This is a genomic window from Streptomyces sp. NPDC020845 (assembly GCF_044334165.1).
In the GTDB taxonomy this organism is placed as follows: Bacteria; Actinomycetota; Actinomycetes; order Streptomycetales; family Streptomycetaceae; genus Streptomyces.
In genome coordinates this window covers 416,241-429,193 of sequence record NZ_JBIRSJ010000012.1, presented here as the reverse complement: position 1 = coordinate 429,193, position 12,953 = coordinate 416,241, and the positions used below count along the sequence as shown (strand labels likewise).

The following is a 12,953-nucleotide window of genomic DNA, read 5'->3' as shown; positions in this document are numbered from 1 at the left end:
ACTGCCACCGACAAAGACTGAACAAGACCACCGACGACGCGAAAGGGTCCAAACTCAACCGTCCAAAATGGGTCACGGTTCAGCCGCCGCCGACACCATGGGATGGCTCCGTGAGCACTATGAGCCGGAGTGGGGGCGCTTAAGCGCTGGTCGAGCAGCGGAGATCAGCGCTTGGCTCAAGAAGTCCGAGATCAAGCACCTCCCGGCGCCACTGCCGCCCCGCGAAACGGCGGAGGTCATGCTCTATAGACCTCAGTCGCCGGTGGGTGCCTATATCAGCGCAGCGCGCTTGGAAGGCGTCTTCGAAGGTCATCCGGAGGCCGCTGCGGACTTCCTTGGCTCGCTTGCTGATCGACTGGTAGATGGCTCTGCCCTCACTGGCCCGACCTGAGCCTGGAGATCAGGCAATGCACGAGGCCCCAGCGGTACCCGGGCCTTGGCGTTCTCAGGAATGATCTGTGGGAAGGACCCAAGATCCCGCCTCGTCCGCCGACAAACAGCGGCTCAGTGCTGCACCCGGCTGTACATACGGGAAGACCTAGCGCAGCGCCTTAGCCGATAGCGGGGCCTGCTGGCACCTCGTGCGAGGTTCCCCCGGCAGTGACCCCCGGAGAGACCCCCACAGCATCCACACGGCCTCATGCCTGCCGTGAGCTGGTTATTTACACGACGGTCGAGCTGCCGAAGCGCCGTCGTAGCAAGGGCGGGGATGCCCGATGACTCCGAACGACGTCGTCGGATGATGAGGATCTCTGAAATTTTTTCAAGGAGCCTCAACATCGAGGACATCACCGCACCTCAGCCCGATGGCCTAGACGAATGAGTCCGATGTGATCAGTGGTCGTACGCGATCAGGGATCGGGTGACCGGGGTTCCGGTCTTGCGGTTGTGCCAGATCGCCGCGGCCATCGCGAGGATGCGCTGGGCGACCCGGATGGCGACGCCCTCGAAGGTCCGGCCGCCGTGTTGTTCCAGGTCGAGCTGGCCTTTGAGGGTGTCGTTGACCGATTCGATGAGCTGGCGGACCTTCTTGAGCATTGGCTCGCCATAGCGGGCCTTCTCCCGCTTGCGGGACGGCCGCAGTAGCTCGATACCTTGCCCGGCGAGGTCCTTCTCGAACTCCTTGCCCGCGAAGCCCTTGTCCGAGATGAGCAGGATGCCCTCGCGTTCGGCGACCAGGCCGGCGTCGGCCTCCAGCATCGCGGCCAGGACTTCGCGTTCGCCGATCTTCGGGTTGGCCAGCGCCCACAAGATGGGCATGCCGGTCGGGGTGCAGACCAGATAGAGGCGCAGGCCCCAGAAGAACCGCGAGTGGGAGGCGCAGTAGCCGTACCCGGCCCACCCGGCGAGGTCCGAACGCTGGACCGTCGGGCGGGACATCCCACACGACACTGGCGTGGAGTCGACGATCCAGTGGTTGTCGAACCAGGGGTCGCTGTCCATGGCCAGCTCCCGGATCATCCGCTTCACCAGGGGCAGCGCCGCTCGCAGTCGTTTGTTGTAGCCCGACTGCTGTGGCAGGTAGGGGAACATGCCGGTCAGGTGCTTGCGGGCGAAGCGCAGCCAGCGTGCCTCGGAGCGGTGGCCGAGCAGGGCCTGCGCCACGGCGAGGCAGACGAGCTCGGAGTCGGTCAGCAGCGGCGGCCGTCCCATCCACCGGGTCCCTCCGATCTCGTCGTCGATCTTCACGTACAGTGCGGTCAAGAGGGTGTTCAGGTCTTGCGTCACAACATGATCTTGAACGCCCTCTCTTCATGCCCGCGCACCAGCCCAGACATTGGACTCACTCGTCTAGCGTGCGCCATCTGCGGGGCGGACTACCTCCGTGTCCACGTCCCACAGGTCCCGGTCGGCCGATCGGCGACGGGCTCGCAGGTCTTCGCATGCGTTGGCTGCGCGTTTGATGCTCGGATGAGCGAGGCAGGCGATGACCGACCTCGACATCTGGATCCGGTGAGGCTGCGCCACCGTGGTCGCAGCCGTCGCCGCGGCGGCGCTGCCGTGGTGCCGTTCTATGTGTAGTGCTGGGTGGCCACCCCTCGGGCGTGCGGGTCGCGTAAACACTCGTAGATGTGCAAGGAGGGCATCTCGGGCCGGTTCCTCATGAGCCGCTCCGCTTGGCGAGGACGAAGTCGAGGAGGATCCGGCCGAGCCGTCCGTGGGTCGGCTCGTCGACCTTCGCGAAGGCTCGTCAAGGGGGATCAGCCGAGGTACGTGTGGTGTGGCCTCGCCGAGTGGGGTGGGGTGAAGCGGGCTGCGGCCGCTAGCGCCGTGGTGAGCCAGCCGGACGGTTGGGCTCGAACGACGTGTCAGTCCCTCTGCATACCCTACGTACTAGACGGTGATGCATGTACCGAGTGGGGGTAGCGTGGCTCAGTTCTCACGGCAGCCTGTTGTGATCGACAAGAAGATCGATTCCCTCCCCTTCTATGATATGTCCTGGGACAACTTCGAGCGGTTGGTTTGGGAGCTCGTGCGGGTGACGGAGCATCTGTCACCATGCCATCGATATGGAACGCCGGGCCAAGCTCAGGGCGGCATCGACATCGCCGGACGCACAGCAGACGGCAGGTGGCACGCTTTCCAGGTCAAGCAAGTGGCCCAGTTCACCGAGGCGGACGCGAGGACGGCCCTGGACGCATTTGTTCACGGACCGCGCCCTCACGGCGCAACTCGCCTGGTCATCGTCACTTCTTGCAAGGGAACGCGGGCCCAGGTTCGCGACCTGGCTCACCGCTACCAGGCTCGTCATTCGGACCTGGCCTTGGGTGAGATCTGGGATGGGGAGCACATAGGACGCCTGCTGCGAGACCAGCCACTTATCGTGGCCCGATACTTTGGAGACGAACCGGCTCGCCGGTTCTGCGATAACGACGCGTTGAGAGCGCTCTCGTCCGAAGGAGGCTCGTGCAGTGTAGGCATTCCCCTTGCAGACGCGGATCCGTTCAGCCTTGAGGTTCATGAGGCAATTACCGTTGATCACGATACGCGTGACAGTCCCTTTCCTGCGTATTTCCGTCGTCCCTTTGACGATGAACTCGATGCTGCTGTGGACCAGGCCCTTGCTGGGCAGAGCGTCATGAGAGTGCTCCTCGGCGACTCCTCCACAGGGAAGACTCGAGCAGCGTGGGAAGCAATCCAGCGACTGCCTCAGGGATGGCGGTTGTGGCATCCCACCAACCATGACGAACTGCTCGGTTCGATTGATTCGTTGGCTCCTCGAACAATCCTGTGGCTCAATGAAATCAATCGATATCTCCTCTCAGGAGATATCGAACGAGACGAACAAGTCGCCGCCCGGATTGCCAGGCTGCTGCGTAGTCCCAGGGACGCTCCCGTGCTTGTCCTAGGCACAGCCTGGTATGAGCACTGGTCCACAATGACCACAGAAAGGCGGGACGAACGCCCCCAGACGAACGCCTTGCTGTCCAGAATCTGGATTCGAGTACCGGAAACTTTCCGCGAGCAAGAGATTTCAGCTGTCATAGCGGAGTCCGAGCAAACGGACAGAAGGATGCTGCAAGCCGTACGTCTCGCCGAGAGCCGACACGTCATTCAGTACTTGGCCGGCGGACCCGCACAGTTGGAGCGCTACGAGACGGGGTCCCCCGTCGCTCGCGCGGTGCTGCAGGCCGCGATGGATGCCCGTCGACTGGGCCATGGGCTCGATCTGCCCCATGCCTTCCTCAAAGCTGCGGCGGCGGCATACCTCACGCAGCTGCAGCGTGATCTGGCACAACCCCACTGGTTCAGGCAAGCAGTGGAGTACTTGTCGGCCTCATGCCGAGGTGTTCGGGGACCGCTGGCACCGGTGTCGGGCTTCGCTCTGACGGGTACGCAGGAACCAAGCCATTATCGGCTCTCGGACTTCGTCGAGCTGCATGCAATGAGGCATCGGCAGCTGGTGTGTCCGGGAGAGGCATTTTGGTCCGCGGGCGCGCAGTATGCCGTTGGCGCGAGGGACAGAGCTGCCCTGTGCCGCGCGGCCCTTGACCGCGGCAGGACGACAGACGCTGAGTCCTTGGCTCTAGCGGCGGCGGAGGAGGGTGAGGGGGCGGCCCTTTACGCACTCGCCCAATGGATTGGCAAGCATGGCAGGGAAGGCGAAGATCCCCTGCCTTACTACGAGCTAGCCGCCGATCTTGGGCACGCTGAGGCTCAAGTCGCCATTGCATGGCGGCACGAGCGTGAGGAGCGCCTTGATGAGGCGGAACATTGGTACAGAAAGGCAGCTGAGTCCAGCGGTAGGGTTGATGCCGTCGTGGGGCTTGCCTCCGTCCTGTCGAGGCGGGGGAAGGAAACGGCGGCTGCTGCACTCAACGAGGCAGTCCTCAAGTCCGGGTTCTTCGGCGCACGGGCTGTTGAGTACCAAGCCCGTTGGCTGGCCGACCGCGGCCAGCACGAACAGGCCCTTCTTTTGACGACACAAGCGTTCATGGCTGGCGACACCGAAGCGTTCACCGGGCTTGCCTGGACCTATAGGTACGAGGACACTCCTCGGGCGATCGAAGTGTTCCAGCATGCCATGGAAGCGGGCGACACGAATGCCTCCCGCGAACTTGCCTGGGTATACGAAGAGGAGGGGAACACTGCCCTCGCTAATCACTACTGCGAAATTGCCGTCTCTCTCGGTGAGACGAACGTCTTGCGGGGTTTGGGGATGATCCGACGAAGCAAGGGCGACTACCGCTCGGCTGCCGGTCTGTTCTGGAGAGCGTACAATCTTGGTTTGCACTATGCGTTGCGGGAGTTGGCCAGCCTGAGGGAGGAAGAGGGCAACCTCAAGAGAGCGGAAAGGCTCTATGGGCGCGTTCTCGGGGAGGGGGACCAGAGCGCGGCGATGGATCTCGTGCGCATTCTGGAGATCAGAGGAAAGACGCGACAAGCCGAGGACCTGGCTGGTGGCTCTGTGGATCTTCTTCAGGTACTAGCACAAGCCCGTGCCACTCGAGGCGAGCGAAAGGCAGCCGAACACCTACTCGTGGTGGCCATCAGCCAAGGACACCCGAACTTGCTCTTGAGCCTCGCCGATCTCCGTCAGCAACGCGGCGACATCGCAGGGGCGAAGCTCGCGCTAGGCCAGGCGCAGGATGCCGGTGTGCGTTTCGCCACGGAGCGACTGGCGAAGCTGCTGGAATGCGAATCTGCTTGACTGGCTGTGGCACTTGGAGGCCGACGAGAAGGCGGCGGCTGGCATTCTGGCCCGCTGCGCGGAGGTCGAACCACAGCTCATCAATGCTGAGATACTGGGCATCGTGTCGGTACCCCGTCCGACTCGCGAGCCTGTCCGGGTGGAGGCAGACCGGCTGCCGGATGGAACGCCTCTGGTGCACAACTATGGCCATGGTGGAGCCGGCGTCACCTTGTCTTGGGGATGCGCAGTCGAGGTGGAAGGGCTTCTTGGCGGGCTCTGAGTGCTCCGGTGCTCCGGTGGTCTTGTGAGCGATTGAAAGACCTCAGACGCGTAAAGTGATTGCCAATCGGATTTCTAACTCGGTTATTTTGACGCCTGCCGCATCTTCAAGCTGGCGGGGCCTTGTGGCGAACCCGGGCGTTGAACTGGCCGGGCGAGAGGCTCGCGGGCAGGGAGGTTTCTCAACGAGATGATCTCGTGAGGTGACTCGGCCCAGGGGATCCCGCGAGCCGCGATGAGTTCTGCGGCGTCCGGCGGTCGTACTGTCGAACCCGTTACCGAGGAGGGCTTCGGATGCGCAGCGTGACCTATTCGATGAACGTCTCGCTCGACGGCTACATCGTCGGGCCGGACGGCCGCTTCGACTGGACGGCGCCCGACGAGGAGGTCTTTCGCTTCTGGATCGACGAGATCCGAGAGGTCGGCGTCCACCTGCTGGGACGACGGCTGTACGAGACGATGCTGTACTGGGAGACCGCCGACCAGGATCCAACGCTTGACGACTCACAGCGCGAGTGGACCTCGCTCTGGAATCCGCTCCCCAAGGTGGTGTTCTCCACCACGCTGTCGGCGGTCCAGGGCACTGCCCGCCTGGCCTCCGGCGGCCTGGCGGAGGAGATTGAGCGGTTGCGAGCCGAGCCGGGGGAGGGCGAGATCGCGATCGGCGGCGCGACTCTCGCCGCCGAGGCGGCCGCGTTGGGTTTGATCGACGAGTACCGGGCCATGGTCTACCCGGTGCTGGTGGGCGGTGGCATTCCGTTCTTTCCCCAGCGTGAGCGTCGGGTGGATCTCGAACTCGTCGAGACCCGCACCTTCAGCTCGAGATTCGTCTACCTCCGCTACCGCGTGGCGCGTTACCGGTAGTTCGTTAAATCCGGTGGTGGTGTGGGTTGACGGTAGGTCGGGTTGGTCGTAGGCCGGTGGTAGGAGTCAACTGCTCTGCTGGTGGCTGAAGATGACCGCTCGCCGTCCGTGTCCGCCTGCACCCGGGCCACTGGAGGACTACGCGGCCCGGTTCGACGACCTCTTCTTCAGCCTGGCCCAGCGGCGAGGGTTTCGCGAGTACCTGACCGGGCTTCTGGCGCCACGGGAGCGGAACAAGACGATCACCTGCCTGGCAGGGGCGGAACCGGTGGCGGGTGCGGGGATGCCAGGGGTGCAGCGGCTGCAGTTCTTCCTGTCCGAGTCGCCCTGGGAGGCGGAGCAGGTCAACGACCGGCGGCTTGAACTGCTGCGCGAGCAGCAGGCGACGGCCCCGCACGATGGCGGGGTCATCGTGATCGACGACTCCGGGGACCGCAAGGACGGCACGGCGACTGCGCACGTGGGCCGGCAGTGGCTGGGCCGGTTGGGCAAGACGGACAACGGCATCGTCACGGTGACCACGGTGTGGACCTACGGCCGCGTGTACTACCCGCTGCACGCGACTCCCTACACCCCCGCCCATCACTTCGCCCGCGGCCGGTCCGATCCGGCCTTCCGTACGAAACCGCAGCTGGCCGCTGCCCTCGCGGCCCGTGGGAAGGAGGCGGGCTTCGGCTGCCGGGCGGTAGTCGCCGACTGCGCCTACTCCGTCAGCGATGACTGGTACCTCGCACTGCGCGAGGCCGGCCTGGCCTACGTGGTCGCCCTCAAGCCGCACCGCGGCACCTGGGCTCCGGCCGACCAGCCGCATACCCCCATCGAAGCCGCCCACGCCCTGACCTGGCGCAATGCCAAGCGTCCCGGCGACTGGACACCCGTGGAGCGTCACTTCCGCGACGGGCACACCGAGACCTGGTGGACCGCCGATGCCTACCTGGGCGGCTACGGACCCGACTCACCCTGCCGGCTGGTCGTGGCCACCACCGACCCAGCCAGCCTGCCGGAGCAGGCCACCTGGTACCTGACTACCAACCTGCCTCACCCCGACGCACCCCATGCCGCCACCGGCCCGCACCCGCCGGCCGACCTTGCCGAGATCGTCCGCCTCTACGGCCTGCGGCCGTGGATCGAGCAGAGCTACAAGCAGATCAAGGACGAACTCGGCTGGGCCGACTTCCAAGTCCGCTCCGACCGCGCCATCCGCCGCCACCAGACCCTGGTCAACTGCGCCTTCTCCTTCTGCTGGGACCAGTGGTTCGCCCCACCCGGCCCCCTGGATGCCACCGCGCCGGACCCGTGCCCCGACGAGGGGCCAGAGAGGGGGACCGGCCCCGTCCCACCAGCCCCAACAGCCTTGCTGGCCCAGGGCCTTACGAGCCATCCGTTCCTGGCTCACCCCCGCCGTCACCCTCAACCGATGGTGGCGAGCCTGGACGGACACGGACCCACCCTCCGAGCTCCAGGCCCTGATCGACGCGGTCACCACCGGACACGGCATTGACCTCTACCTCCGGATTTAACGAACTACCGGTAGGCAGCTCGTCGGCCGAGCCCTGGGAAGAACGGGCCATTCAGTGACGTCTTCTCAGTGAAGATTACTTCCAGTGTCTGTTGAGGACGAGGGCGGCGCGGGTGACGTCGCCGATTCGGCTTGGGCTGAGGGTGACATGTTGCAGGGCGCGCCAGCGTCGTTTGCGTTCGGCGGCGGTGCGTTCGCCCAGGGCGCGGACGTTTCTGATCAGGGCGTTCGTTGCGCGGGTGTCAGCGTGCAGGGCGGGCGTCGGTGATATCGGGGATTTGCGCCGCCTCGCGAAGATTAATTCGCTGAGAAAACCTCATTGGGCATCCCTTAGGGGTGAGAGGCGTCGCGCTGCGTATGAAAGTCTTGGCAGGGGGACGGTTCCGCTCTTCGTGAGGTCGACGGTGTGGTGGTCGCATTCTGGTCGCGATTACCTCTGGAGGCCGTTGTGGCGGTGCCGGTTCTGGTCACATCTGCTCTGCTCGGTTCCTGTCTTATGGTCGGCGGGCCGCTTGTGCTGCCCGGGATGCGGGCTGCTGTAGGGCCCGGTACGGGTCGACATCGCCGTGTCCGGCGCGGACGTCACGCGGCTCGAAGCGGGCGGCGATGAATCCGCCGAGCATGTCGGACGGTGCACCGGTCGTGTCGTGGCGCTGGCGCGGTGGTGAGCCGGAGGCTCCTGCTCGTGCCTGGGCCGTCCTGGGATATGTCCTGGGCGGTCTGGGGTATGACGGCGAGGCCGTGAGCGATGCTGTCTTGGCCGTATCGGAGTTGGTGGCGAATGCTGTCGAGCACGCGGTGGGTCCGTATGAGCTGAGGCTGCGCCGCACGGCATCGGACGTCATCTGCGAAGTGGTGGATCACAATCCGGAGATCCCGTCCTTTGCAGTGGGCGCTCTGCTTCCTTCGATGGAGGAAGGCCAGGTGGTGGTCTGGAAGCGTTGTGCGCGGTGTTGTCGGAGCGTGGCCGGGGCTTGCATATCGTGCATGAACTGACCAGAGGAGCCTGGGGGTTCCACCGGTCGGGGGTCACGAAGGCAGCCTGGATCGCCTTGCCCCTGACTGTCGACGGTGAGGGGCGTCCTGGGGAATGACGTGCGCGGCTGAGTTGTCCGTGCGTGAGTTGACCGCAAGTGGCTCGCTGGCGATCCCCCCGTCGTTTCCGTATTCGTTACGGGGGCCGTTTCCCCGCTCGTCCTTGGAGACGACACCCTGTCCGTGCGGACGACCGCAGGTCACGGGGTGTGCGAGCCGCCGAGCCAGTGAGGGCGACTGTATATCGATAGAGCAAAGCATCTCGATCTACCCTGTCATGGCGCCCGGGCGGGGCCTGGTCATACGCGTATTGCTGCGCGCTCTCGGCTGCCGAACTGCGGCGGATACTCTCCATGCGGGATGTACGTGGAGTGCGGGTTCTGCTGGGCTCCGTGATGACCTGGTGGGGAGCGGTTTCGGGACAGGGCGCACCCGGGGGAGCGGTGTGCTCCTGAGGGATGGCGTCCGGGGTGCGGAGCGGGTGCGCCCGCTTGGCGGTTGTGGGTGCTGTGCGCCCGGGGCGGGTGCGGTGGTCGCGGGGGCCGGGTGCGGGCATCCTGGGCGGCCTGGCGGCCGACGCTGCCGGGTTGGGGTGGTGCGGGTGCACCCCGGGAGCGATGCTCCTGGGGTGCACCCGGCGCGTCGTGGTGGTCGTGGCCGTGCACCCGGTGGGCGTGCACCCGGTGCGGGGGATCGCGCCCGTTCGCATGGCCAAGGTGGACCGCTACTGGCTCGCTAATGGCTCGGGTGAGGAACCGCCGGGGTCCCCGGTGCGGGTGCATGAGGTGCAGCCGGGGAGCGGACCCGGTCTGGTCGGTGGCAAAGATCTACCCCTGGAATCTCTATTGATCACGAGATGGCCAGACGCCCTTACCAGGCGCTCGTAGCCGATCCATCGCCACAGCATCAGGGATTCCACATGGAGAACGTCCGCGACACCCGAGACTCCGCTCACTCAGCGGCACCCACGGCAATCCGGCGTCGGAGAACGGCCGTGAACCACCCCGTACGCCCGTCCACAGACCCACAAGATAGCGGCCTTGACGACGTCGCCGAGATGGAGCGTCCATGGACGACGACCGTTCGCGACAACACTGAAACGCGCAGTTCAGAGGGGTTGCGAGTGGTCGTGGAATACGTCGTCGTCGATGGTGAGGAGGCTCAGGCGCTGGCCCAGCGCCAGGGGGCTGCGATTCGTGAGGTGCTGGAGTGGCTGTACGCCGGTCGCAGCGCCCCGAAGGCCGGCCACGCCTGAGCCCCCCACCCGGATCCTTGGAGAGGGACAACATATGCCTGGCACCCCGCCCAGCACTCGGCCGTGGGCGCAGCCCGTACCCGGCCGCCCCTGGTCCACGCCCGGTATTCCGGACGCCGCGGCGCTTCCGGTGACCGTTCCGGTGGCATGGCTCGGCCGGACCTCTACGGAGGATGCCCAGGACCCCACCCTGTCCCTGCCCCGGCAGTTGCGTAACGCGAGGGCCGCGCTCCCGGCCGGCTGGGTGATCGTCGCCCATTTCTACGATGTCGAATCCGGTCGCAAGGAGTTGCGCGAGCGTGGCAATTCCCTTGCGCACCAGCAATTCCAGATCCCCATTCCCCGTGACGGCAGCGTCGCTGATCTCCTTGACGAGGCCCAGCGGCCCGACCGCCGCTTTGCCGCGGTCATCTGCGAGTCCATTGAACGCGTCGCGCGCCGGACCTACTTCGGGACCAAGATCGAGTACGAGCTGGAGCAGGCCGGGGTCGCGCTGTGCGCTGCCGACGAGCCGATCGTCACCGGCCCGCGAGCCAAGCGCGCCACGCCCACGCTCACGCGGCGCGTCAAGCAGGCTGTCTCCGAGTGGTACGTGTTGCAGATGCTGGAGCTGTCGTGGGACGGCTTCATCGAGCATGTCTCCCAGGGCTGGAATGTGGGCAAGCCGCCTTACGGCTACCTCGCGGAGAAAGTCCCTCACCCCGTACCGGCCCGCCGGGCCGAAGGCCGCACCAAGCACCGGCTCGTCCCGGACGCGTCCAGGGCCCCGACCGTCACCTACATCTTCCAGCTCCGCGGACTGGACAAGCTCGGATACGACGCCATCGCCGACCGCCTGAACCTTGATCCCGTCGCGTACCCGCCCCCGGAGCCGACCCGCCCCGACGCGGCCCTCCACCGCTGGAGCGGATCGGCCGTGCGAGAGATTCTGCGCAACCCCAAGTACACCGGCTACCAGGTCTGGAACCGCCGCTCGACGTCGAAAGGCGGCTGCTACAACGACCCCAAGGACTGGGTGTGGTCCCCGCAGCCCACGCACGAGCCGCTCGTCTCCAAAGAGCTGTTCGACGTGGCCTCCACCGTGGCGCGCAAGCGCCAGGGATCACGGACGACCCACGGGCGCAACTCCCACCCGGCCACCCGGCGTTCCTACGTCCTCCGGTCGTACGTCATCTGCGAGATCTGCGGCCGCCGCATGTTCGGCAAGAACCGCCACAAGATCTCGTACTACGCCTGCCAGGTCGACCCGAACGAACACCGGGACAGGCCCTGGTTCCGTGACCATCCCAAGAGCTTGTGGGTTCGGGAAGAGTTCTTGATCACACCCGTCTCCCGCTTCTTCGCCACACACGTCTTCGGCCCCGACCGGCGCACCCACCTCAAAGCCGCACTCGAAGCCGCTCGGGTCGCGGACGGGGCCGGCGACCGCACCGCGAAGGAACGTGCCGCGCTGGAGCAGGCCATCAAGAGCATCGGCGAGCGCCAGGCCCGGCTCATCCGCACTCTCGCCGACGGTGGGCCTGACCAGGAGCAGGAGAAGGAGTTCCGCGACGCGATCCGACGGGAGCACGCCACCCTGGGCAGGCAGCGCACCGAGCTCGCTGAGCAGCTGGCCCGTCTGGAAGCCCCGAAACGGGTGGCACGTCCCGCCGACACCGCGGCCCTGCTGGATGCGATTCCGCGCCTCAACATCGACCTTGCCCGGGTCCCGGAAGAGATCCAGCGGCGGCTCTACAACGCATTCGGGCTGGAAGTCCGCTACAGCCGACCCCGCGACGAAGTGACCCTACGGCTGACGATCCCGGGGCATCTGCTTGACGGACTGGTGGCCGTCACCCGTGAGCTGGACCCATGGAACAAAGAATCGGGTGCCCGCACCAAAGTGCTTGCACCCGATCACGACACCCGGGACGGACAATCACGGCAAAACCGTCGCGTCCATTCCCATTCTCTGGGTGCCCCCGGCAGGATTCGAACCTGCGCACACGGCTCCGGAGGCCGTTGCTCTATCCCCTGAGCTACGGGGGCGGTGTCGCTGTTGTTTGTGGCGACGGGTAGAACCCTACCAGCTTGCTCGGGGTGGTCATGAACGCTTTTCGGGGGTGGCCGGCGGGTGGCCGATTGGGGTGGGCGGTGGGGTGCTCGGCAGGGGTTTTCGGCGGGGTTGGGAGTGGGGCGGGGTGGGGAGCGGAGGGGGGTATACCGCATTCGGGGTCTAGGCGGCGTGGTCTTGAGGAAAGGTCCCCCGCACGTGGCGGAAGTGGGCAAAACCCGGACGCAGCGCTGGGTGCGCGCCTACCCTTCGAGATGTGCCTGGCTTGTCCGGCCGGGTCCTTGTCGTCGACGACAACAAGGTCATCCGGCAGCTGATCAGGGTCAACCTCGAGCTTGAGGGCTTCGAGGTCGTGACCGCGGCCGACGGTGCCGAGTGCCTGGAGATTGTTCACCAGGTGCGGCCCGATGTGATCACTCTCGACGTCGTGATGCCCAGACTGGATGGGCTGCATACGGCGTCCCGGTTACGTGCCGATGCGCGTACGTGTCATGTGCCCGTCGCGATCATCAGCGCGTGTACGCAGTACGAAGTGGATAGCGGCAGGGCCGCGGGGGTGGATGCGTTCCTCGCGAAACCCTTTGAACCTGCCGCTCTGGTGAAGCTGGTGCGTCGGTTGATGACGCCAGGCGCCGGTGCCTCGGCGCCTGGGGATGCGGAGCCCGTTGTGGGGCCCACGGGCTGACTCTGTGGGCCTGGCGGTGGGGGCCGAGGTGGACTGTCCCCTGTCTCGGTTCCCGCTGTCCAGGTTTCCCCTGTCTGGGTTCCGGCTGTCCAAGTCTCTGCTGTCCCCGTTCCCGCGCCCGGTTGTCGG

At 65.8% G+C, this 12,953-nt stretch carries 10 protein-coding genes, 1 tRNA gene and 1 pseudogene; 9 read left to right on the top strand and 3 right to left on the bottom strand.

Annotation, left to right across the window (positions count from 1 at the left end):
• A partial coding sequence (locus tag ACH4U7_RS32450; protein WP_398531327.1) for a hypothetical protein occupies positions 1-391 on the top strand: 391 nt, incomplete at its 5' end.
• A 443-nt stretch (positions 392-834) separates the two neighbouring features.
• Here the strand turns inward: ACH4U7_RS32450 and ACH4U7_RS32445 are convergent.
• Entirely contained in the window at positions 835-1,728 is an 894-nt protein-coding gene (locus tag ACH4U7_RS32445) for an IS982 family transposase (protein WP_398531326.1), read from the bottom strand.
• 667 nt (positions 1,729-2,395) lie between these two features.
• Here ACH4U7_RS32445 and ACH4U7_RS32440 point away from each other — a divergent pair.
• The 7 genes and pseudogenes from ACH4U7_RS32440 to ACH4U7_RS32410 all read left to right on the top strand — a co-directional run.
• Entirely contained in the window at positions 2,396-5,152 is a 2,757-nt protein-coding gene (locus tag ACH4U7_RS32440) for a hypothetical protein (RefSeq protein WP_398531325.1), read from the top strand.
• Positions 5,091-5,414 carry an FAD-dependent oxidoreductase gene (locus ACH4U7_RS32435; RefSeq protein ID WP_398531324.1) on the top strand — a complete coding sequence of 108 codons (324 nt, stop codon included), beginning with the start codon at positions 5,091-5,093 and terminating at the stop codon, positions 5,412-5,414. The genes ACH4U7_RS32440 and ACH4U7_RS32435 overlap by 62 nt, the downstream gene beginning before the upstream one ends.
• Positions 5,415-5,707: 293 nt before the next feature.
• Positions 5,708-6,277 carry a dihydrofolate reductase family protein gene (locus ACH4U7_RS32430; RefSeq protein WP_398531323.1) on the top strand — a complete coding sequence of 190 codons (570 nt, stop codon included), beginning with the start codon at positions 5,708-5,710 and terminating at the stop codon, positions 6,275-6,277.
• A gap of 91 nt (positions 6,278-6,368) precedes the next feature.
• On the top strand, positions 6,369-7,778 hold the full coding sequence (locus tag ACH4U7_RS32425; RefSeq protein ID WP_398531322.1) for an IS701 family transposase: 1,410 nt from the start codon (positions 6,369-6,371) through the stop codon (positions 7,776-7,778).
• 624 nt (positions 7,779-8,402) lie between these two features.
• Complete coding sequence (locus ACH4U7_RS32420) at positions 8,403-8,792, top strand: ATP-binding protein (RefSeq protein WP_398531321.1); 390 nt, start codon at positions 8,403-8,405, stop codon at positions 8,790-8,792.
• Positions 8,793-9,825: 1,033 nt separating this feature from the next.
• On the top strand, positions 9,826-10,086 hold the full coding sequence (locus ACH4U7_RS32415) for a hypothetical protein (protein WP_398531320.1): 261 nt from the start codon (positions 9,826-9,828) through the stop codon (positions 10,084-10,086).
• Positions 9,980-11,167: pseudogene (locus ACH4U7_RS32410) on the top strand (recombinase family protein); the annotation flags it as partial. The gene ACH4U7_RS32415 and the pseudogene ACH4U7_RS32410, both read left to right, overlap by 107 nt.
• Before the next feature lie 21 nt (positions 11,168-11,188).
• Here the strand turns inward: ACH4U7_RS32410 and ACH4U7_RS32405 are convergent.
• Both ACH4U7_RS32405 and ACH4U7_RS32400 read right to left on the bottom strand, forming a co-directional pair.
• The gene (locus tag ACH4U7_RS32405; protein WP_398531319.1) at positions 11,189-11,656 is read right to left on the bottom strand and encodes a hypothetical protein; all 468 of its coding nucleotides are present in this window, start codon (positions 11,654-11,656) and stop codon (positions 11,189-11,191) included.
• Positions 11,657-12,042: 386 nt separating this feature from the next.
• Positions 12,043-12,114 (bottom strand) — tRNA-Arg (locus ACH4U7_RS32400).
• 281 nt (positions 12,115-12,395) lie between these two features.
• On the opposite strand from ACH4U7_RS32400, the gene ACH4U7_RS32395 reads away from it, so the two are divergent.
• Positions 12,396-12,824 (top strand): response regulator, encoded by a 429-nt coding sequence (locus ACH4U7_RS32395; protein WP_398531318.1) that lies wholly within the window; start codon positions 12,396-12,398, stop codon positions 12,822-12,824.
• The last annotated feature ends 129 nt before the right edge of the window (positions 12,825-12,953 follow it).

Coding starts and splice junctions, on each gene's coding strand:
- ACH4U7_RS32435 (WP_398531324.1), top strand. CDS start 5,091: ATGCCGGTGTGCGTTTCGCCACGGAGCGACTGGCGAAGCTGCTGGAAT.
- ACH4U7_RS32420 (WP_398531321.1), top strand. CDS start 8,403: ATGAATCCGCCGAGCATGTCGGACGGTGCACCGGTCGTGTCGTGGCGC.
- ACH4U7_RS32425 (WP_398531322.1), top strand. CDS start 6,369: ATGACCGCTCGCCGTCCGTGTCCGCCTGCACCCGGGCCACTGGAGGAC.
- ACH4U7_RS32430 (WP_398531323.1), top strand. CDS start 5,708: ATGCGCAGCGTGACCTATTCGATGAACGTCTCGCTCGACGGCTACATC.